We start from the raw sequence: 20,143 nt of genomic DNA on the forward strand, positions 1-20,143 counted from the left end.
CCGATTGCTAATCATGCGCTAGGCTGAACCACCTCGATTTCCGGCAACGGAAAGAACAAGTTTTGGCCAGCAAATGCCTTCGCACCAACAAAAAAATCGCGGAAATGCCAAGGAAGGACCAAAAGGTAGTCTGGAGATTTGCCTAGCAATTCCTGTTCGGGAATTATCGGGATATGGGTGCCAGGCGTCACGCAGCCGAACTTGTCAGGGTTCACTTCACCAACTGCATCGATCATGTCGGGGCCGAGCTCGCAATATTGCAGGAGCACATTGCCTTTTGTCGAGGCACCAAGCGCCGCCACCATCTTACCCTCGGCACGCGCGTCGAGGATAAATTGCCGAAGATCACGCTTTAGATTTTTGGCGCGATCGGCAAAATCCGCATAGGTGCTCAACAAATGGATGCCATCGTCCTGTTCCTGCCGCAGAATTTCAGCAACAACTTCGCGCATCGGGGCGCCAGTTCGCTTACCTGCGGTGACAGAGAAGCTGCCGCCATTGACATCATTGAATTCTACATCGACGATCTCAAGTCCGGCTCGTTCGGCCATCCATTGGATTTGATGCAAGGCGTAGAATTCAATGTGCTCGTGGCACACGGTATCGTAGGAATTGTGCTTGAGCATGGCAGGGAGATAGCTTTGCTCGAAAACCCAGACGCCGTCATCTTCCAAGATAGCCGCGATTTCCCGCATGAAGCCGAGTGGGTCCTCAAGGTCGTAGAACATTGAGAACGAAGTAACCACTCGTGCCTTCCGCCCCTCCAGTTTCTCTTCCACCAAGCTTGCCGAGAAGAAATCTGGGATGATCTCTATACCCGGCGCATAATACTGTCGGAATTTTTCAGCAGTCGGATCGATACCTGCGCGTCGAAGTTTCTCTCCTTCATAGAAACCCAGCGTCGTCCCGTCATTGCTGCCGATGTCAATGACCAGGTCTCCATCGCGAAGAATGCCAAGTGCTTTTATCCGTTCGACCTTGCCCCGTAAGTGGTCTACCATCGACTTGTTCAGGCCAGACCGATAACCGTAATTTTCACCATACATCTCGGCTAGGTCGAAGCTTCGGTCCAGCTGGACTAGTCCGCATACATCGTCTCCTTCGCATTTGAGCAACACCAAAGGCCCCGCTGTTAGTGGTGGATCGCCGGCCTTTGGAAAAGTACCGGTCATCTCCTGGACGCCCAGATCCAATACGGTTTCCAGGTTTGGATTTCCGCAGATACGGCACTGTGTGATGCGATCACTCATTCAATATGTCCTTCTTTGACTGACGCCCCGGCTAATTCAGCCAATTCGGCGTCGACCATTTCCTCTATTAATTCTTCAAAGCTGATTTCGGGTTGCCAGCCAAGGCATTGGCTTGCCTTGCTTGCGTCTCCAACCAACTGGAGAGACTCTGACGGCCTGACATTTGCATCGTCGCTCTTGACGTGTTTGCGCCAATCAATCCCGACTCGCGAGAAAGCAATCTCGCACAAATCCGCAACCGAGTGCGTGCGGCCCGTCGCTACTACGTAATCTGCCGGTGTCGGGTGCTGCAACATCAACCACATGGCGCGCACGGTATCGGCTGCATGTCCCCAGTCCCTTCGAGCCGAAACGTCGCCCAGAATGAGTTCATCCTGGAGGCCGGCACTGATCCGGGCAGCTGCTCGGGCAATCTTGCGGGTGACGAACTGCGGGCTGCGCAGCGGGCTCTCATGATTGAACAAGATAGCAGAGCAAGCGAACAGCCCGTATCGATCCCGCGCAATCCCAACCATATGGTGCGCGAATAGCTTGGCCGCCCCATAAGGGCTTTCAGGAGTGCCGACAGATGCTTCATCTTGCGGGCTTGCCCGACAGCCTCTGAGCATTTCGCTACTTGACGCCTGGCAGAATCTGGCCGCCGGAGCATTGAGCCGCATGGCCTCAAGAATCCGTACGACGGCCAAGCCATTGATGTCACCCATAGCGAGTGGCGCGTCGAACATTCCTATGCCGGTAGAGAAAGCAGCGAAATTGTAGATCTCGTCAGGCATTACCTCCCGCACGAGCTGCGCAATCTCTTCCGCATTTCCCAAATCCGCCTGGCGCAATTCAATCTCGCGTCCCGGACGGCTCAGGCGACCAGCGCTTGGGGCGCTCTCGCGAGACGTACCAACAACGGAATATCCCTTGTCGGCAAGCAACCTCGAAATGTAGGCGCCATCCTGGCCCAGGGCTCCGAATACCAATGCGCGCTTTTTGGTCATGCCGGGTGAATTCGATAGGATCGGCGCGCAAAGAACCGGCTGATTGCGTTAGAGAACCTGCTATTCCAGGCCAAGGCGAAGCAAGCGGCGCGGTATCGGCCATGCCGCGAAAGTAGCAACAGGGTCATTGCCGTCAGGTTGGCAATGTGCCCGGGGAAGAATGCGAAAACCAGGAGAACCAGTCGCCAGGCGCCTACCGTGCGATCAGAAAAGTGGCTCTTGTATTCATGCCGTCCGTAAGAGCCGTTCGCCCGAAACCCAAGCAGCTTTCGCACCATCCTCCATGGCTCTCGCGGAGTGACCTTTGCCTTTGCCGCATCCGAATAGCCTGGGAAGCCCCATATCAATTGGGGCCACTTGAACATCCAGATCTCAAAGCCGCGGGCGCTCCACATAGCATTTCCGAAGCGGATTTGGATGAGTGACTCTCCTAGAAGAATGGCCTTCTTGATCGGCTTTTGAAGAATGACGCCAACATGGACAAACAATGTACCGTAATAACTCGTGCGATCACGAGCGAGCCATTCGCTCCTTCTGATGATGGTGCCGCCAATAAATGAGAGCACGTCACCCCCGTCTGCAAGCAATTGATCGCAATCGGTTTCGCCGTAGGTTCGCATGCCATCGAATTCGAATCGTCGACACTGCAGCAACTGATCCATTGTTCGATCGCGCACCTCGGAATCAACCACCAAAAGGTCCGGGTTCTCCGTTTCAAGCAATTTCAGGACCCGAGGGACCGCACCTTTTACCAGAAGATCGTCGTCGGTCATGAGCCAGACGTACTCGCCTTCGGCATAGGAAACGACCTTGTCGTAGTCGGCATCAATGCCGGAGTTCGCTGTCTCGCGATAATATCGCAGCTGTGGCCAGTTGCAGGCAAACTCGCTCACCACCGCTTCGGTATTGTCTGGCGAAGCTCCGTCAAGGACAACGATTTCGACTCCTGGCTGCAACTGATCGCATACGCACTGAAGCGTTTCAGCTATGAAATCTCCGCGCTTGAACGTCGCAATGCAGATCGAGAGCTTGATGTCAGACACCTACAAGCCTCCTCAGCGCAAGCAAAGGCTTGCCCAGCAATGAGCCAAGGATCGGGGTTGCCTGAAGACGCGCGAATGCAAGACGGCGCGCCATCATCAATCGCGCGCGGATCATTGAGCTGCGATATTCTCCAGCGGGATCCAGGCTAACCGAGGGTAAGAATTCTACAGACGCATACCAATCGTTCACCCCGGTCCTGCGAAAACGCGTGTAACCCCGCTGCTCAAGATATCGACCAACTTCACTGCCAAGCAAGACGGAGTTGTCTTCAATTAGGAGCAACTTCGGTTTCCATTCGCTCAGCGTGAAACCTTTTAGAACCTCCAGCTCATGGCCTTCAACGTCGATCGACACAAAAGCGATACGCCCTGGCTCAAAACCGGCATCTTCGAGTATTTTATCGAGCGGAGCCGTATCGACCTCGACTGGGCGGATGCTATGCCCCCCCCGCTTGATCGCGTCCTCGCTACCAGGGGCGATACTCGAAACAGCGTGCGAGAGATCTCCGCCTTCAGCAAGCATCAACGTTGCCTTGCCAGCGGAACTCGAGGCCGCGCCCTCGAACAGATACGAACTGCGTTCGGAGCGCAACTTTTCACAAAGATCAGGATTTGGTTCGACAAGAACGCATTTCCACCCCAACTTCTCGAAATAGAGCGAAACGCTTCCCGTGATGCCATCGTTCGCGCCCACTTCGACGCACGTTAGCTCTTGTTCACCCTCGAAAAAATCTTTGAGGAGCCGGTCCTCGTCGAACTGGCCATAGAAAATAGTATCAGACGTCATTGCATTCTTTGCCTTACCGTATTGGCCAAGCCCCTAAATGTCTCGCGACCTTGCGGCAACACAATCAGGCTCAAGAAAAATGCTGCGCTCGATGCCACAAACGCGATCATCAATCTAAAAAGCGCTGCTTCGACCTGTTCCGTTGCGATACTTGCGACGAAGAAGGTCGACGAAGCTATAACTGCCGGCGCAACCAGCCCCTTCCAAATCCATCCGGTCCCAGCGCCGGTCAGGATCAAGCGTCCGGTCAGGTGTGTTCCAACTACCATATAGACCGTGTGCGTCGCGAGCCATGCCAATGCGGCACCGAGAAGACCAAACTCCAACGAGAGCCCGTAAAGGAGCGGCATAAACAACGCCAGCAAGCCAAGATTCAAATAAAGCGGCAACCGCGTATTTCCCGCTGCCAATTGAAGGGCGAAAGGTAAATACATCGTGCAGTGAAAGAGAGTGGCAAAACAAAGCACCACAGCGGGTCGCCACGTTCCTTCCACTATCGCCGGGTCAGCGAACCAAATTTCGAGCAATGGCTCAGCAGCAATGCTCAAAAAGAGCCCCGCCGGGAAGATAATTGCTAGAATAATGCTTGAGAAACGCTGGTAATAGTTGCGTACCTGTTCGGGCGGGCTCTCCTCAAGCAATGCAGTCAATTTCGGGTAGAGAACATTGAAGGCCGGGATTGTTAGACGATAGAGAAGCGCGGCAAGAGCAAGCGCGATGGTATAATATCCGACTTGCTCCAAATCGGTCGTACTCGACAATATGACCCTATCAAGGTTCATCATCAGTGCGCCGGTCGTTGCAACACCCGCCACCCCAACCGTAAATCGCCAGACTGATAGCGCCGATTGCCAATCATAACCTGGCTCAGTCCGCTGCCCGATGATCCGCCACGCGGCTGAACGCATGGCCAGGGAGTGCCCCGCGCCGACAATGATCTGCCACATGAAGAAGGCCGATAGTGTCGCCTCGAACCATGCCAGAACCAGAATTGCACCAATCGTTGCCAGGGTGTTCGTAGCAATTGTAAGCGCGCTTGCGATGTCAATTCGCTGGGCTCCGTTGAGCGCGCCAACGTAAATGGAACCTGGCCATCTGACACCCAACGCAATAGCACTCAATACGAGGCTATTGCGAACTTCGTCTGGCTCCAGTGCCTCGGATACTATCCATGATTCCGCGATCCATGGTGAGGCCATTACCAGAGCAAAGGCCGCCACTCCCCCCATAACTGTGAAAATTGCAGACATGGAATGCAGGATCGCTCGCCCCTGCTCGATCGAGCCGGTTGCGCGCGACCTTGCAATCTCACGGCTGACAGCCGGAGCAAATCCCATGTCCAACACCATGAAGAGACCCTGCAAGGCAAGGTGAACACCGATCATCCCAAAAGCTTCTGCGCCCAGATAATTGACGTAAAACGGCATCGCGATCAGGCCTGCAATTGCCGCCCAGACTGAGCTGGTCAGCCCGGCAAGAAAATTTCGCCTGTCGCTCATGAAGCCCTGCGGTCAGGAATGGAGTCCGTGATCGCGCAATAGGCGCTCGCTCTCGGCTTGGCGCAAGTCTGAAGCGACCATCTCTTTAACAAGCTGCTCAAATGTCGTCCGAGGTTGCCAGCCAAGTTCCTCGCGGGCAAGGGTGGCATCGCCTAACAATGTCTCTACTTCCGTTGGCCTGAAATACCGTGGATCAACAGCCACAACGGTTCGACCATCCTTGTCCATCGCCGTCTCGGTAAGCCCCTCCCCCTGCCATTCCAACTCCATGCCACCTTCGCGGAACGCGGCGTCGATAAAGCTCCGCACAGTATGTTGCTCGCCACTTGCGATAACATAATCCTTGGGCTGATCCTGCTGCAGCATCAGCCATTGCATTTCGACATAATCACGGGCGTGCCCCCAGTCGCGCATTGCATCAAGATTACCGATATAGAGGCAATCCTGCAGGCCGCACGAGATCCTTGCGACCGCCCGCGATACCTTGCGGGTAACGAAATTTTCGCCACGGACCGGTGACTCGTGATTGAAGAGAATGCCGTTGCAGGCGAAAACGCCATAGGCCTCACGGTAGTTCACAACCGTCCAGTATGCGAATAGCTTTGCGATCGCATAGGGCGAGCGAGGATAGAATGGTGTCGACTCGCGTTGTGGAACTTCCTGGACCAACCCGTATAGCTCAGACGTAGAAGCCTGGTAGAACCGGGTCGTGCGCTCGACCCCCAAGGCGCGCATGGCCTCAAGAAGCCTGAGCGTCCCTAGTGCGTTAACATTGGCCGTATATTCGGGTTGCTCGAATGACACTGCGACATGGCTTTGTGCCGCAAGATTGTATATCTCGTCTGGTTCGATTTGCTGCAGAAGCCTGATCAGGTTCCCGCCATCTGTCAGATCGCCATGGTGCAAGAAAAGACGTACGTCTTCTTGGTGGGGATCGTGATAAAGATGGTCGATCCGGGCCGTGTTGAAACTGGACGACCGTCGCTTGATGCCATGGACAATATACCCCTTCTTGAGAAGCATTTCTGCAAGATAGGAGCCGTCTTGGCCAGTGATACCGGTGATCAACGCGATTTTTTTGTTTGCCATAATAATTGTCAAAAATTTCCGTGAAAAATTTAGAACTGGCCACGATTCATGAAGTCAATGACTTCGGAGGAGTTCGGCTGGCAGGCCAATCTACCGCCACAATCAAGGAAAGCTAAACAGATCATCACTGGCCAATTAACGAGCCCCGCCATTAGAGAGGCTCATGCGCTCGGGCAAGCGCAAGATGCTGCGCAATGGTGGAGCCGGCAATTGCTCTTCAAGCCTGTGACAAAGCCTCGTCATGCCACGCAAATGCCCCCTCTACTCGGCCCGAAGTCACGGTATAGCGCTCACCGTTCTGGTGTCACGAACATCGGTGCGGAACAGAAGTTGGCAGGTTAGGAACCAAGAGGGGACAAGCAACCAGGGGTTGTTGAAGCCGATGAGAAAGTAGACGCCCGCACGCATGAAAGCCAGCAACTTGCTTTCCGCGGCAGAAAGAAACAGGGCCAGCGTCAGAGCCATGATTGCCGCCAAAGCCAACGGGCCCAGTTGCAGCATGAGCATCGGCAGCTGCATCTCGATCTGATAAGGCTGCTCTATGCTGGTCGCCAGTTGCGGAACAAAGGCGCCCCAACCCCAGGCTTGGTAGTCTGCTTGTTGAAGGCTAAGAATAACCTCCAGCTGGGTCTGCTTGGCCAGAACGCTCAGAAAAATGTCCGGCCTCAGCACGGGCAGGTACAGGTAGATCATGAACAGACCCGCAGCGCCGACCACCGCAGCACCGATCTTCGCCCCGATAGAACTTCGGACGAAAATCGGCCAGATAAGATTCATCCCCAGCAAAAGTATAACAACAACACTTTTTGCAATGAAAACAACGAAACTTATTACCAAAACAAGCGCAACGACACGAATTGTTGCTCGTCGGAATGTAGACAACAGAAATACTGCAGCGAGGCTGGCCGATTCGAAGAATAGCCTTTCGGTATAGCCATCATTGGATTCGATACGGTTTAGCCCGCGAAACTCCTGCAGATCAACATCGTTTACGAAGAAGTAAAACCCGAGTAACGCATTGAAAATGGTAAGGTATGTGAGCCCCCGAAGCAACAGTTCAGACTCGCCCCGGACGGCATGATTTATGACTGGCATTGCCCAAACGAATAGGAGGAAGCCAAGGGCATGAAAATCTTGGAAGGAATTAGCTGGCTGAGTTAAATATACGAAAAGGCCAATTGAAGTAATCGATAGAGTCAAAAAAAGGTCCCGGCGATAGGCCGCATCGCCCCAACCATTCAAGACCAGCGCCACGGGAACAAACGCCTTCTGCGACAAATAGAGCAGCGCTGGCCAGAGATTGGTTACAAACGGGAACCACAAAATACGTAGCAGGCGCCAGTAGTTGCGCCTTAGCTTGGCGGCTTGCGCGGTCAAATTCCCGGTAAAGGCGGCGTCCATCGTTGTCAGCCCAGATCCTTGTCGATAGCGCCGCGCTGCGCACGCTTTGCCGTCCTGCTTCCAAAAAGCTTCTGCTTGGCGACCACGATCGGGTTCCATGCTTGGGCAAATGCGCGCTTCAAGGGGTTGGAAGGCCGCCAAGACGTGCTTGCATAGGGAACATGCCGCGACCCATCATCCAGACTGTAGGCATATGCGGCTATCGAAGTACGATAACGCCGGGCGGGAAACCGGATCGGTTTGTAGCCATGCAATGTGTGAGGCTTTGTAAGCATGATCACCAATCGGTTCTCGACCGGATCTACCGAATTTTTCTGTCCGGTTTCCGAATGCTCTAGCTCCAGCTGGCCGCCCCAGTCAGGCTGGTAATCCGGATTGAGGTAAAGCAGGATATTCAGTTCGCGGATCCAATCATTGCGCACTGGATGCCTTGTGAAATCTGCATGCATGTCGAGAAATGAGCCCGCGCCTCCCTGGTGCAGCCCGCCTCCCGCAAAACTGGGATCGATAAACACCTCGAAACCCATCAATTGGCTCAGGAAATCAGCAAATTGCGGAGAAAGCAGTTCGTCACGCAGTTGCCGCGTTACCTGGCTCAATTCTTCGATCTTCGGATTTTCGATCTTGTTCTTTGCGAAAATGAAGTCGGACGATTTCTCTGTAGTCGTGGCCCGACTGAAAAATCCTTCCGTGCGGATCGCCTCAATCCCATGCGGACGTAAGAAGCTGTCGATCACGACATACTCGAATGGCGACGCGTTGCGATATTGCTTCACCAAATCTGCAAGCTCACGATCAAGCCGTTGGAAATCAATCAAGGTCTGCAATTGAAGCTCCTGGACGCCAGATGTTGGTGGCAATCGAGTAATATTGGATGTTCGAGACAGTCTAATAGTTGAAGGCCAGTGAAAGGCGAACCTCGAATCCGACTGGGATATTCAATGAAGTGGCAGTCGTGTTGCGCACTGCAATGGGGATTTCGACAAGTTCGAGTTTATCACTTTCGTTGCGGTAAAGTTGCTTTCTAGCGAAGGATATCGAGCCGCCGCCAAGCTCCTCTTCCTGATCGTTGCCCCAAATATCGTAGCCGCTCTGAAAAACAAGACCGGGCGCAGAAAGCTCGACACAGCAGGTAACCAGCGAATGCCCGGATGCTATCGGTACTTGCCGGACTTCGAGAACCCTTGCCTCTCCCGGTGGCAATATGATCTTCGATCTTGTCCGGACGACATGGCCAAGAGGAAGATCGAAGAGCGATGCACACCTAACTCCGCCCGCAGTCCCCTCTGTCACGACTCGGCCTCGCAGGGTGAGCGCGCTTTCCTTGTCTGCCCAAACTGCGTTCCAATAGAACCGGCCACCGAACGATGCGTTCAGGAGCACCGTTCTGGATCGTTCCACTCGAATTGCACCATCGTCATTGCCAAGATAGCCAGTTCGCCAGAATGGCGTACCGCACACAACGTCAACCGAAACATTGGTGCAGGATTGTATCGACATGCTGCGGCCCAGAGGCTGGGTGATCAGCCCGTCGAACTTAATGTCCGTGCAACCTTCGAAAGATACCGCTGTTCGCTGCTGCAGAGGCCCTTTGGTGTAATGGCCTGACCGAGCAACCTGGCTGCCTGAAATGACCGCGTATGCGCAGTTCCTGAGCACTAGGCCGCGGGCGCCGGTCTCGAACAGTGTCGCGCCCGAAATGCTGACGAATGGCGTATCCTCAATTGCGACGGATTCTTCATAGCACTGGAAGAACCTAACATTCTCGATCCGCAGACCATCGCAACGCTTTGCAATGATAACCCGCCCGCAATGTACTGCGCCAATGCAGCCTTCGATCCGCGCGTCGCGAACAACATAGAAATCCTTGTTCGCCGTTATGAACCTGATCACGGCATCGCAGTCTTCAGCTGACCAATCGACAAGTTGAGGCATCTGCGCCGAACGGCCCTCATCAGCATCTGCAAGCAAGCCGGTCTCCAATCCGTGGAAAGAGACATCTCTGGCATAGAAATGATTGGATCCTGCAAGGTCGACGCCAATCGCCCCGGGCTGGAAACCGGGCGGGGCACCCCAATCCGATTGCTTGCCTTGCTTTGCCATCAACGCAAGCCCGATGATGCGCGCGCCTGTGGTGCCGCCGGCATCGATCAGGAGCGCTCCATCAGACACAAGTTCACTGGCTGTCGCCCCAGAACTTCCCTCATTCGAAGGGTAAGGCTCCCATCCTGAAGCGCCCTCGCCAATCAGCATCTGTCCGCTCGACAATTTGATTGTGCCACTCAGCAAGTACCGGCCCCTGGGTACGTCCACGATCACACATTCGGACAGCGCCTTCTTGAATGCGGCCGTATCATCGCTGACACCGTCTCCGAGCGCCCCGAACTTCCTTACGTTTCCGCGGCTCGCCCCCTCGAAAACGGTGGCCGAGGCTTCATCGGCCCATGCAACCCCGGCACCAGCCGTAGCGCCAACCGCTGCAATGCCCAGCAACCCTCGCCTGTCGGTCAACGCCCACTTTCGCTCGTTCGCATCATCGAATGCGGATCCACCTTCCATTTGGCCAACACGCTCCTACGACTGTGTTTTATCAATGATATCAGCTTCGAGCCACCATGACGGAATCGAGCGGGAGTTCAAAGTAGGCAGGGCGATCTAGGAATACGAGAAGCGAAGGACTTTCGCGTCGCAGCATTCTGCCGAGTGCATCCATGGCGCCACCTGTTCGGCGCATTCCTTTGTGTAAGGATTGACAGTTTTGTCGCCTTTACCAAGAATGACTAGTGACCTATAGGCCCTTGCCTTGCCTCGCCAGACGCGGACATTCTACTAACATGAAAAAAATCCTTGGAGCGCTTCTATTTCTCGCGCTGCTTAGCGCATGCGGAGGGCGGGAACCTATCCGCTCGACAGAGAGCCTAACCGTCATCGATGGCGCAATGGATTTGCCGCCTCCGATTAGGACTGACTTGACTGCGCCGGATCGGCCATCGCTGATCGGGCCACTCGATCGCATCGAGGTCGATGTTTTCAACGTCCCCGATTTGAGCCGGGAGTTGCAAGTGGATGCAAGTGGCAGGATTGCAATGCCGCTTGCGGGCACAATCGAGGCAAGCGGCACGACGGCCAGCGAATTGGCTGCTGCGATCGAGGATGCGCTGCGCGGTCGATATATTCGCGATCCCGAGGTCACCTTGAATATCAAGAGTTCGGTCAGCCAGGTGGTGACAATCGACGGCGAAGTCGTTGAGCCCGGACTCTATCCAGTAACCAACCAGATGACCCTGCTGCGCGCCGTTGCGTCGGCCAAGGGACTTTCGGAATTTGCGCGTTTGGACGATGTTGTGGTCTTGCGCACCGTTGAGGGCAAGCGAATGGCCGGTTTGTACAACATGAGCGCAATTCGTCGCGGACAATACGAAGATCCGCCGATTTACGCCAATGACGTGGTTGTGGTTGGCGATTCACCACAGCGACGTCTGTTCCGGGATTTTGTTTCTGTTTCGCCGCTTCTGGCAGCACCGCTGGTCGCGATATTGCAAGGCGGAAACTGATATGAACGCTATTAGCCAGAATGTAGCTTCCTTCCCGGGCGAGGCGGTGGGCTATCATGGAGCCGGCACTGTGCTGGAGAATGAACCTGCGGTGCAGCAGTATCTCAGGATAGCGTTGCGCTGGCGCTGGGTCATCGCGGGCTCAGTTTTGCTCTTCGCAATGCTTGGGCTGATCGTCACCCTGCTGATGACGCCAATGTATTCGGCAGTAACGACAATTGAAATCTCGCGAGACTCCGATCAGGTCACCAATTTCCAGGGTGTCGAACGCGAAACCACCGTCGCCGACCAGGAGTTCTACCAGACGCAGTATGGTTTATTGCGCGCGCGAACCCTAGCGGAGCGCGTGGCTATCGAGCTCAGACTCGTCGATGATCCCGCATTTTACGAGATGTACGGCGTCGATGTAGACGATCCGGCGTTTGAGTTGGAGGCCGGCAGGTATTCCGCCGGCGCGCGCGACATGCGCCAACGCGTGGCGGGCGAAACCCTACTCGCAAATGTTAGTATTGAACCCACTAGGCTTTCGCGACTGGTGGACATTCGTGTTTCCAGCCCAGATCCCGAATTTTCTGCCCGAGTTGCCAATACTTGGGCGGACAATTTCATCAAGACGAACTTGGAGCGCAAGGTCGAGGCTACTTCGTACGGGCGGGAGCAGCTGCAACGACAGCTGGCGGAATTCAAGGAACGCCTTGATGAATCCCAGCGCCAGCTCGTCGCGTATGCCTCCAATCAGGAGATCATCAATCTCCCGGCACAGGTCGCGGGTCAGGGTGGCGCCAACACCAACCGGTCGATTGTGGCCGAGAATCTTGTAGCCTTGAATGCAGCCCTGGCCAAAGCAACCGCAGATCGTATCGAAGCGGAAGCGCGATTCCGTCAGGTAACTTCAGGTAAAGCGTCCGGTGAGGCATTGACCAACCTCGCGATCAACGGCCTTCGCCAGAAACGTGCAGAGCTTGGCGCCAAGTATCAAGAGCTGATGGTAACCTTTGAGCCAGGCTACCCATCAGCCGTCGCCTTGAAATCCCAGATCGATGAACTCGATCAGGCGATCGCGCGGGAAGAGGGACGCATCGAACGGGTACTTGATGTTTCCTACCGGGAAGCGCGGCAGCGCGAACTCGCGCTCCAAGAGAAGGTCAATGAACTCAAGGACGAGTTCCTGGATCTGCGTCGTCGCAGCATTCAGTACAATATCTTCGAGCAAGAAGTCGAAACCAACCAAGCGCTGTACGACGGCCTTCTTCAACGGTTTAAGGAGATTGGCGTTGCGGGCGGCGTCGGCGTCAACAACATTGCCATTGTTGATCCTGCGAGAGTGCCTGAAGAGCCTTCAAGTCCAAAACTTCTTCTCAATCTTCTGCTGTCTTTGATTGCCGGTGCGGCATTGGGAGCGGTCATTGCACTGGCGCTCGAACAGCTCGACGATGCGATAGTGGATCCATCGGAAGTTCAGCGAAGGCTTGGTCTGCCGTTGCTTGGCTCTGTGCCGAAGGTGGGCGATCAGGATCCCGCAGAGACTTTGCTCGACAGGAAGTCTGACCTGGCCGATGCTTATATAACCGTGCAGACAGGCCTGAGTTTCGCGACAGCACACGGCGTGCCTCGTTCGTTCTCGGTAACATCAACGCGGCCGTCTGAAGGCAAATCCACTTCAGCCCTGTCTTTGGCGGCTACGCTTGCGCGTACCGGTCGCAAGGTGATCCTAGTCGACGGTGACATGCGTTCTCCCTCGGTGCACCACTTGGGTGGCGTTCCCAACACCAAGGGCCTGAGCAATTACCTCTCCGGCGAAGAAGATCTGCCGTCTCTTTTCTTCAGAATGGAAGAATTCAACCTTACGGCAATGTCGGCAGGTCCGCCCCCCCCCAATGCCGCCGAGCTTCTCACCGGGCCGAGGCTTGATCAATTGGTCGAGACGCTGCTGCGCGAGTTCGACCACGTAGTGGTCGACTCACCTCCGGTCATGGGCTTGGCAGACGCGCCTCTGATCGCAAGCCACGTCGAAGGCATTATCTATGTGGTCGAATCCCATGGCATCAAATCGAAGATCGTCAGGCGCGCGATTGATCGCTTGCGAGGGGTCAAGGCCCAGATATTCGGTGCAATCTTGACCAAATTCGAAGCTCAGAAATCCCATTATGGCTACGGCTACGACTACGGCTACAGCTATGGACGAGAGAAGTCGGGGGCAGAGGCCTCCTAATGCCAAGGACGCAAGATCGCGAGGCAGTCGGGAGGCCAAAGATAACAAAGGCGCGCGCGCTGTTGCTGGCGCTATGCATCGGCTTGGCGGCGGTGAGCCTGTTGGACACTCTCGCCAATATTGCCCTCAAAACCCAACCGGAACTTGCCCACCGCTTGGCTCCATGGGATGGCAAAGCCAGCTCAGCGGTTTCCGAAGCGCTCTTCTCGCTAGATCCCAATCCTTCTCCGGCGACGCGGACAAGTTTTCTCGCAACGCGAGCCTTACTGCAGGATGCAACGTCCGTTGAAGCAGCCACTGTCCTTGCTCTTCAATCGAGATTGCGAGGTGATTTCGAGGAATCCGATCTCTTATTTCAGCACTCTAGAGCGCTCTCCAGGCGTGAACTGCAGGTGCAGTTTTGGGCCATTGAAGAAGCGGTGAGCCGGGGTGACATCGATAGCGCGTTGCGCAACTACGATTTGGCAATGCGTACCTCGGGCCAAGCAACAGGAATCCTGTTTCCCATCCTGGCGTCAGCGATCTCGGAGCCACGTATTCGCGCCCCGCTTTTGGACATCATGGCGAGCAACCCGCCATGGGGCGAATTTCTGATAAATTATTTCGCTGACAGGCCAGCATCCCCGCTCGATTCAGCAAAGTTCATGCGGGAAGGCGCGAAAAGGAAGTTGCCGATTGATGATCGGGATCGCGTGCTAGTGGTCAATGCCTTGCTTTCGAGCGGCGAGGCGGATGAAGCCTGGGACTTTTACAGCGAATTCCGCCGCGACGTTGCGGCCAACCGATCGCGCGACCCGCAATTTCAGCGGATCCCCGATCCCCCTGCATTTTTTGATTGGGTGCCAACGAATACCGGAGCAATTGCAGCAAACTTTGTCGCAGATGATCAAGGTGGCGCGCTCGAGTTTTTTGTCGCGACTGGCTATTCAGGCGAGATCATTCAGCAGTTGCAAGTACTCCCGCCCGGAACATACCGCCTGTCGGGGGTTGGCAAGGCCGAAGCTTCGTCTGGAAGCACGGCTCCATACTGGGCTTTATATTGCGACAATGGCAAGGAACTGGGGCGATTGGCCATCCCCGCAAGCACAGGCTCAATCGACCGCTTTCAAGGCGACTTTGACGTCCCGATCAATTGCCCGGTGCAGAGATTGGCGCTTGTTTCAAGTAGCATCAACAAGCTTGGGGGCCTTTCTGGCCAGATCAACAGCGTGCATCTATTACCGCGTGGCGCGGCGCCACAAGGCAAGGGCGAAAGATAGATGATTGTTCGCTTGGCATACATCCTCGCGATTGGTAGCCTTTTGCTGTCTGGCTTGGCCCTTCCAACGTCAGCGGTTGCACAGCAATCGCAGTCGGTCGACACTCCGGATGCCTTGACCGGCCAGGTCGGCAAGCGTCAGAGCAAGGAGCAGCTGACACAGATTTCGCGGCCACTGGGTCGGATCGAAAGTCGGCTAAATACACGCATCGACAATCGCCTGGACAACCGCATCAGACGAGAAACAAACCGAGAGGTCGACGCATCGTCAGCATTTGAAGAAGCACGCAGCAACACCGAGGTCAAAACAACCGAAGACACGCCGCAGCGCGACGACTGAAGAAGGGGTATGCTTTTGCCGATGGCATGATGTTGTGGGCAAGCTGTTCTGCCTCACGTTTAATCGGTTCAATGGCGAGATTGTGCTTTGCCGACCTTGGATTCGTTGCGATCTCTAGATCCTTGCGATCTAACTTCTTGCACTCAGTAAATACCGAAGCGCATGAGACTCTTTACGGAAGGCAACTCATGAAGATAATTATCGTCGGCGCCGGTGGCCAGGTCGGCCGCGCCCTTCTGCATTCGGCGCCTGACGAATTCGAAGTCATCGGAAGAGACTCGGCACAACTCGATGTCTCGAACAGGCAGGCGGTCTTCGACGCGGTACAATCGAATCGTCCGGATGCGATAATCAATGCTGCTGCATACACGGCAGTTGATAGGGCCGAGCAAGACGAAGAGCGCGCTCTGGCCATCAATGGAACGGGTGTCGAAAACTTAGCCCATGCCGCTGCAACCATCGGTGCGCGGCTCATTCACATCTCGACTGATTTTGTTTTCGATGGGGCCTCGCGCGAGCCATATTGTCCTGCCGATCCAGCAAGTCCGATAAACGCATACGGGCGAACTAAACTCGCCGGCGAGCATGCGGCGTTGGCTTGGCGCGACGCTCTGGTGGTCCGTACCTCTTGGGTCTACGCTTCTGAAGGCAATAACTTCGTCAACACCATGTTGCGACTGATGCGAACCCGTACCGAAGTTTCTGTCGTTTGTGATCAGATGGGCACGCCAACGTGGGCAACGAGCTTGGCGTCGGCCCTTTGGGCGCTCACGTCTTCGGAGGCGACGGGAATTCTCCATTTCACAGATGGTGGATCGACGAACTGGTACGAATTCGCGCGCGCAATTCAGGATGACGCCCTGCACTGTGGGCTGCTGGAGGCGCCAATTGAGATCAAGCCAATCGGGACCTCTTCCTATCCCACCCCCGCCAAGAGGCCGGCCTATTCTGTTCTCGATACTACAAGGACGGCGGCGATACTTGGATACCGCTCCCAAAATTGGCGAAATAACCTGAAGAAAATGATCAAGGAATTGACCACGAATGCCTGAGATTCTCGTAACTGGTGGGGCTGGATTCATCGGTGCCAACTTCGTGCACCATTGGCGCATGAACCATCCGAACGATACCATTCTAGTGCTCGATGCTCTCACCTATGCTGGTAACCCCGCAAACCTTGCTGGGCTTGACAATGTGGAGTTGGTTGAGGGCGATATTTGCGACACTGATCTGGTCTTAAGTTTGTTGATAGAACGCAAGATCGATACGATCGTCCATTTCGCTGCCGAAAGCCATGTCGACCGATCGATCACTGGGCCTGATCTTTTCGTTACGACCAATGTTGTCGGAACACACAGTTTACTGAAGGCGGCGCGGGAAGCCTGGCTCGATAAAGGTTCAGGTAGACCCCACCGGTTCCATCACGTTTCGACCGACGAAGTCTACGGATCACTTGGGCCAACCGATCCCGCGTTCAGCGAAACCACCCCGTATGCCCCGAACTCACCCTATTCGGCATCCAAGGCGGGCTCTGATCATCTCGTTAGGGCCTATCACCATACCTATGGCCTCGAAACAAGCACCAGCAATTGTTCCAATAATTACGGCCCGTTCCAATACCCAGAGAAGCTTATACCTCTGTTCCTTATCAACTGCCTCCACGGGCGCAGCCTGCCCATTTATGGTGACGGAATGAACGTCAGGGACTGGTTGCACGTATCCGACCACTGTCGTGGGATTGAAAGTGTAATCACAAAGGGACGCGCAGGAGAAACCTATAATATTGGTGGTGGGCAAGAGTTACCCAACCTCACTGTTGTAAGCGAGATGTGCAAGGCCGTTGACGAAGCATTTGCCTCCGACCCGCAACTGGTAGTTCGTTTTCCTGATGCGCCAGCGGCCAAGGGTATTCAATCAGCAAGCCTCAAGACATTTGTGTCGGATCGGGCCGGGCATGATCTTCGATATGCAATTGACGAAAGCAAGGCGCGTGACGAACTGGGCTATGTGCCCGAACGAGACTTCGCAACGGGTTTCCAGCAGACGTTGAACTGGTATCTCGAGAACGAGGATTGGTGGCGTCCATTGCTTCGCTAAGCATACGATCAAGTCACGATGTTGGCGCTTGCGCGATGGACTCTTTGCTCAACGTTGGTCACTGTGGCTCAAGCCACTAAAATGCAATGGCATTAACTGGATTTCGATGCGATGACACCTTCTGCTAAGGCCTTGAAATCTCTCTGAATGGTACGAATGAATCGTCCTCCGATAGGGCTTGCTACGGCAAGGTCTGCTCCGACATTGCATGTAGCCGAGCAAATCGGCTTCTACGTGCTTGCCGGAGTCCTGCTTCCAGCGGCCGTGTGGGCGGCCCTGCGCGGCGTTCCATTGGATGAGCCGCACATGCTGGGCATGCTTTTGCAGCTGCAGATGGCAAACCTCGCCTGCTGGTATGTGCTTGGCCGCCTGAGGACATATGCGCGTGCGCGGCTTCTGTCATACGTGCTACCGGTCAACCTCGCCTTGTTCGGCATTGTGTTTGCCATAAACGGGATGTGGCGGCTCGATTTCTCGTTCACGCTGTTCTTGACCTCTCTGTTCGCCACGCTTGGCATTAGCTATCTCGTCACGACCAGGATCCGCCATTCCAACCCCAGGCTTAGGCACTACATCGTCCCCGGCGGCTCTATCGGCACCTATCTGGCAGAACATGGGTTCGAGCCGCTAGCTTCCGAACAACAGCTTGAGGCGTTGATCCTTGTTGAACAGGTGTCCGGCTCCATCGTCGCGGACTTGCATCATGATCATTCGCCCGAATGGGAGCGACTCCTAGCGAAGGCAGCACTGAAGGGAATACCGGTCTATCATTATCGCCTTATCGAAGAGGCGCTGACCGGTGAGGTGCGGATCAACCATTTGCGCGAAAATGAGCTTGGCTCGCTCATCCCCAATCTGCCTTACCGATATGCCAAGCGAGCCATCGACGTCGCGGGCGTTGTCATCCTTGCGCCATTTTTGCTGCCGGCAATTGGTTTGTTGGCGCTCCTCATAAAGATGGATTCGCCCGGATCTGCCTTCTACTTTCACGAACGCGTCGGTTTCCGCGGCGAGAACTTCAGAATGGTCAAGCTGCGGACAATGCGCGAGCGCGTCACTCCGGTCGACATGGAGTTGCGCATAGAGGATGCGAAGACGAGAGATAACGACGACCGGATCACCGGGGCCGGACGATTTCTGCGCAAGACAAGGCTGGATGAGCTGCCGCAAGCATGGAACGTCCTGACCGGCGACATGAGTTGGATCGGGCCAAGACCGGAGGCGCGAGATCTTGCCGAGTGGTATGAAGGTGAAATCCCGTTCTATTCCTATCGGCATATCGTGCGGCCCGGGATAACCGGCTGGGCGCAGGTCAATCAGGGACATGTCGCAGATGTCGAAGAAGTAAAGACCAAGCTCCGACTCGATTTCTACTACGTCAAGAACCTCTCGCTCTGGCTCGATATCCTTATCGCCCTCAAGACGCTGCGCGTGATTGTGCGCGGCATCGGGGCCAAGTAGGATCCATCGCGAAACCATAGGGGGCGCATGCGCACAGTCCTCGTCACCGGATCGGCCGGCTTCATCGGCTACCACCTCTCGCGGCTGCTGCTCGACGAGGGGTTTGCGGTGGTCGGCTATGACGGCATGACCGACTATTACGACGTGCGCCTGAAAGAGCAGCGGCACCAGAGGCTGCTGCAGCACCAGCACTTCCGTGCCGAAATCGGCATGCTGGAGGATTTCGAGCAACTGCGGGAGCTGGCACTCGACACTCGCCCCGAAATCATCGTCCACCTCGCTGCGCAGGCCGGGGTGCGATACAGCTTCGAAAACCCGCGCGCCTATGTCGACGCAAACCTGGTCGGAAGCTTCAACGTGCTCGAGGTCGCGCGCGAGCTTGGGGTCGGGCACCTGCTGATGGCTTCGACCAGCTCGGTCTATGGCGCCAATGAAGCGATGCCCTTCACCGAGCTCGACAAATGCGACACCCCCCTGTCTCTCTACGCGGCGAGCAAGAAGGCAAATGAAGCCATGGCGCACAGCTATGCGCATCTGTGGGGATTGCCGACCACCATGTTTCGCTTCTTCACGGTCTACGGGCCGTGGGGTCGGCCCGACATGGCTTTCTTCAAATTCACCAAAGAGGTTCTCGAAGACACGCCAATCGATGTATACAACGATGGTGACATGTATCGGGATTTCACTTTTGTTACCGATCTGGTTCGTGGAATTCGCTTGCTGCTCGACACGCCCCCATCGCTGCCGGAAGGGCGGGGCGAGACCTCGCCACATGACAGTATCTCGCCCGCAGCCCCCTATCGCGTAGTCAATATCGGCAATGGCGAGAAGGTGCGGCTGCTTGATTTCATCGAGGCGATTGAGCGAGCATGTGGCCGCAAGGCAGTGCGGAACTACCTTCCGATGCAGAAGGGCGATGTCCAGGCGACATGGGCCGATACCACGCTGCTCCGCGAGCTCACCGGCTATGCCCCGCAAACGCGCGTCCCTGAAGGGATCGAGCAATTCGTTGCCTGGTATCGCGAGTATTATGGCGTTTGAACCAGGCGAATGCTGACAAGCCCGCACCCGAGTGTATATATGTCCGCTCAACGACCCTCCGGCAGCGAGGCGCAACAGGTTTGAATACGCAGGATCGCCTAACCCATTCAACAACAAGGTTGAAT

Annotated in this window: 17 protein-coding genes; 8 read left to right on the plus strand and 9 right to left on the minus strand. The window is 55.4% G+C overall.

What is annotated here, in order from left to right; translation table 11 throughout:
• Window positions 1–11 precede the first annotated feature (11 nt).
• The 9 genes from ACUJ47_RS09540 to ACUJ47_RS09580 form a co-directional block, all read right to left on the minus strand.
• Window positions 12–1,250 (minus strand): class I SAM-dependent methyltransferase, encoded by a 1,239-nt coding sequence (locus tag ACUJ47_RS09540; RefSeq protein WP_445538168.1) that lies wholly within the window; start codon window positions 1,248–1,250, stop codon window positions 12–14.
• Window positions 1,247–2,236, minus strand: coding sequence for a GDP-mannose 4,6-dehydratase (locus tag ACUJ47_RS09545; RefSeq protein WP_445538169.1), 990 nt, complete (start codon window positions 2,234–2,236; stop codon window positions 1,247–1,249). The genes ACUJ47_RS09540 and ACUJ47_RS09545 overlap by 4 nt, the downstream gene beginning before the upstream one ends.
• A complete protein-coding gene (locus ACUJ47_RS09550) occupies window positions 2,233–3,279 on the minus strand; it encodes a glycosyltransferase family 2 protein (RefSeq protein ID WP_445538170.1) in 1,047 nt (348 codons plus the stop codon). Before ACUJ47_RS09550 ends, ACUJ47_RS09545 begins: the two co-directional genes overlap by 4 nt.
• On the minus strand, window positions 3,272–4,066 hold the full coding sequence (locus ACUJ47_RS09555; protein ID WP_445538171.1) for an FkbM family methyltransferase: 795 nt from the start codon (window positions 4,064–4,066) through the stop codon (window positions 3,272–3,274). The genes ACUJ47_RS09550 and ACUJ47_RS09555 overlap by 8 nt, the downstream gene beginning before the upstream one ends.
• The gene (locus ACUJ47_RS09560) at window positions 4,063–5,565 is read right to left on the minus strand and encodes a lipopolysaccharide biosynthesis protein (protein WP_445538172.1); all 1,503 of its coding nucleotides are present in this window, start codon (window positions 5,563–5,565) and stop codon (window positions 4,063–4,065) included. Before ACUJ47_RS09560 ends, ACUJ47_RS09555 begins: the two co-directional genes overlap by 4 nt.
• Before the next feature lie 12 nt (window positions 5,566–5,577).
• Window positions 5,578–6,654 carry a GDP-mannose 4,6-dehydratase gene (gene gmd / locus ACUJ47_RS09565; protein ID WP_445538173.1) on the minus strand — a complete coding sequence of 359 codons (1,077 nt, stop codon included), beginning with the start codon at window positions 6,652–6,654 and terminating at the stop codon, window positions 5,578–5,580.
• Between the two features lie 276 nt (window positions 6,655–6,930).
• Window positions 6,931–8,055 carry a hypothetical protein gene (locus ACUJ47_RS09570; protein WP_445538174.1) on the minus strand — a complete coding sequence of 375 codons (1,125 nt, stop codon included), beginning with the start codon at window positions 8,053–8,055 and terminating at the stop codon, window positions 6,931–6,933.
• Window positions 8,056–8,060: 5 nt separating this feature from the next.
• Entirely contained in the window at window positions 8,061–8,882 is an 822-nt protein-coding gene (locus ACUJ47_RS09575; RefSeq protein WP_445538175.1) for a 2OG-Fe(II) oxygenase, read from the minus strand.
• A gap of 61 nt (window positions 8,883–8,943) precedes the next feature.
• Window positions 8,944–10,614, minus strand: coding sequence for a glycosyl hydrolase family 28-related protein (locus ACUJ47_RS09580; RefSeq protein ID WP_445538176.1), 1,671 nt, complete (start codon window positions 10,612–10,614; stop codon window positions 8,944–8,946).
• A 275-nt stretch (window positions 10,615–10,889) separates the two neighbouring features.
• On the opposite strand from ACUJ47_RS09580, the gene ACUJ47_RS09585 reads away from it, so the two are divergent.
• From ACUJ47_RS09585 to ACUJ47_RS09620, 8 genes are all read left to right on the plus strand, one after another.
• Complete coding sequence (locus tag ACUJ47_RS09585; RefSeq protein ID WP_445538177.1) at window positions 10,890–11,609, plus strand: polysaccharide biosynthesis/export family protein; 720 nt, start codon at window positions 10,890–10,892, stop codon at window positions 11,607–11,609.
• Between the two features lies 1 nt (window position 11,610).
• Entirely contained in the window at window positions 11,611–13,821 is a 2,211-nt protein-coding gene (locus ACUJ47_RS09590) for a GumC family protein (protein ID WP_445538178.1), read from the plus strand.
• Between the two features lie 62 nt (window positions 13,822–13,883).
• Window positions 13,884–15,080 (plus strand): hypothetical protein, encoded by a 1,197-nt coding sequence (locus ACUJ47_RS09595; RefSeq protein ID WP_445538179.1) that lies wholly within the window; start codon window positions 13,884–13,886, stop codon window positions 15,078–15,080.
• Complete coding sequence (locus ACUJ47_RS09600) at window positions 15,081–15,419, plus strand: hypothetical protein (protein ID WP_445538180.1); 339 nt, start codon at window positions 15,081–15,083, stop codon at window positions 15,417–15,419.
• A 188-nt stretch (window positions 15,420–15,607) separates the two neighbouring features.
• On the plus strand, window positions 15,608–16,471 hold the full coding sequence (gene rfbD / locus ACUJ47_RS09605) for a dTDP-4-dehydrorhamnose reductase (RefSeq protein ID WP_445538181.1): 864 nt from the start codon (window positions 15,608–15,610) through the stop codon (window positions 16,469–16,471).
• Window positions 16,464–17,516 carry a dTDP-glucose 4,6-dehydratase gene (rfbB, locus tag ACUJ47_RS09610; protein ID WP_445538182.1) on the plus strand — a complete coding sequence of 351 codons (1,053 nt, stop codon included), beginning with the start codon at window positions 16,464–16,466 and terminating at the stop codon, window positions 17,514–17,516. Before rfbD ends, rfbB begins: the two co-directional genes overlap by 8 nt.
• 156 nt (window positions 17,517–17,672) lie before the next feature.
• Entirely contained in the window at window positions 17,673–18,977 is a 1,305-nt protein-coding gene (locus ACUJ47_RS09615; protein ID WP_445538183.1) for a sugar transferase, read from the plus strand.
• Between the two features lie 27 nt (window positions 18,978–19,004).
• Entirely contained in the window at window positions 19,005–20,018 is a 1,014-nt protein-coding gene (locus tag ACUJ47_RS09620; RefSeq protein ID WP_445538184.1) for an NAD-dependent epimerase/dehydratase family protein, read from the plus strand.
• Window positions 20,019–20,143: the final 125 nt, after the last annotated feature.

This window comes from Altererythrobacter sp. Z27, assembly GCF_052683155.1.

Coding starts and splice junctions, on each gene's coding strand:
- ACUJ47_RS09540 (WP_445538168.1), bottom strand. CDS start 1,250: ATGAGTGATCGCATCACACAGTGCCGTATCTGCGGAAATCCAAACCTG.
- ACUJ47_RS09545 (WP_445538169.1), bottom strand. CDS start 2,236: ATGACCAAAAAGCGCGCATTGGTATTCGGAGCCCTGGGCCAGGATGGC.
- ACUJ47_RS09555 (WP_445538171.1), bottom strand. CDS start 4,066: ATGACGTCTGATACTATTTTCTATGGCCAGTTCGACGAGGACCGGCTC.
- ACUJ47_RS09560 (WP_445538172.1), bottom strand. CDS start 5,565: ATGAGCGACAGGCGAAATTTTCTTGCCGGGCTGACCAGCTCAGTCTGG.
- gmd (WP_445538173.1), bottom strand. CDS start 6,654: ATGGCAAACAAAAAAATCGCGTTGATCACCGGTATCACTGGCCAAGAC.
- ACUJ47_RS09570 (WP_445538174.1), bottom strand. CDS start 8,055: ATGGACGCCGCCTTTACCGGGAATTTGACCGCGCAAGCCGCCAAGCTA.
- ACUJ47_RS09580 (WP_445538176.1), bottom strand. CDS start 10,614: ATGGAAGGTGGATCCGCATTCGATGATGCGAACGAGCGAAAGTGGGCG.
- ACUJ47_RS09585 (WP_445538177.1), top strand. CDS start 10,890: ATGAAAAAAATCCTTGGAGCGCTTCTATTTCTCGCGCTGCTTAGCGCA.
- ACUJ47_RS09590 (WP_445538178.1), top strand. CDS start 11,611: ATGAACGCTATTAGCCAGAATGTAGCTTCCTTCCCGGGCGAGGCGGTG.
- ACUJ47_RS09600 (WP_445538180.1), top strand. CDS start 15,081: ATGATTGTTCGCTTGGCATACATCCTCGCGATTGGTAGCCTTTTGCTG.
- rfbD (WP_445538181.1), top strand. CDS start 15,608: ATGAAGATAATTATCGTCGGCGCCGGTGGCCAGGTCGGCCGCGCCCTT.
- rfbB (WP_445538182.1), top strand. CDS start 16,464: ATGCCTGAGATTCTCGTAACTGGTGGGGCTGGATTCATCGGTGCCAAC.
- ACUJ47_RS09615 (WP_445538183.1), top strand. CDS start 17,673: ATGAATCGTCCTCCGATAGGGCTTGCTACGGCAAGGTCTGCTCCGACA.
- ACUJ47_RS09620 (WP_445538184.1), top strand. CDS start 19,005: ATGCGCACAGTCCTCGTCACCGGATCGGCCGGCTTCATCGGCTACCAC.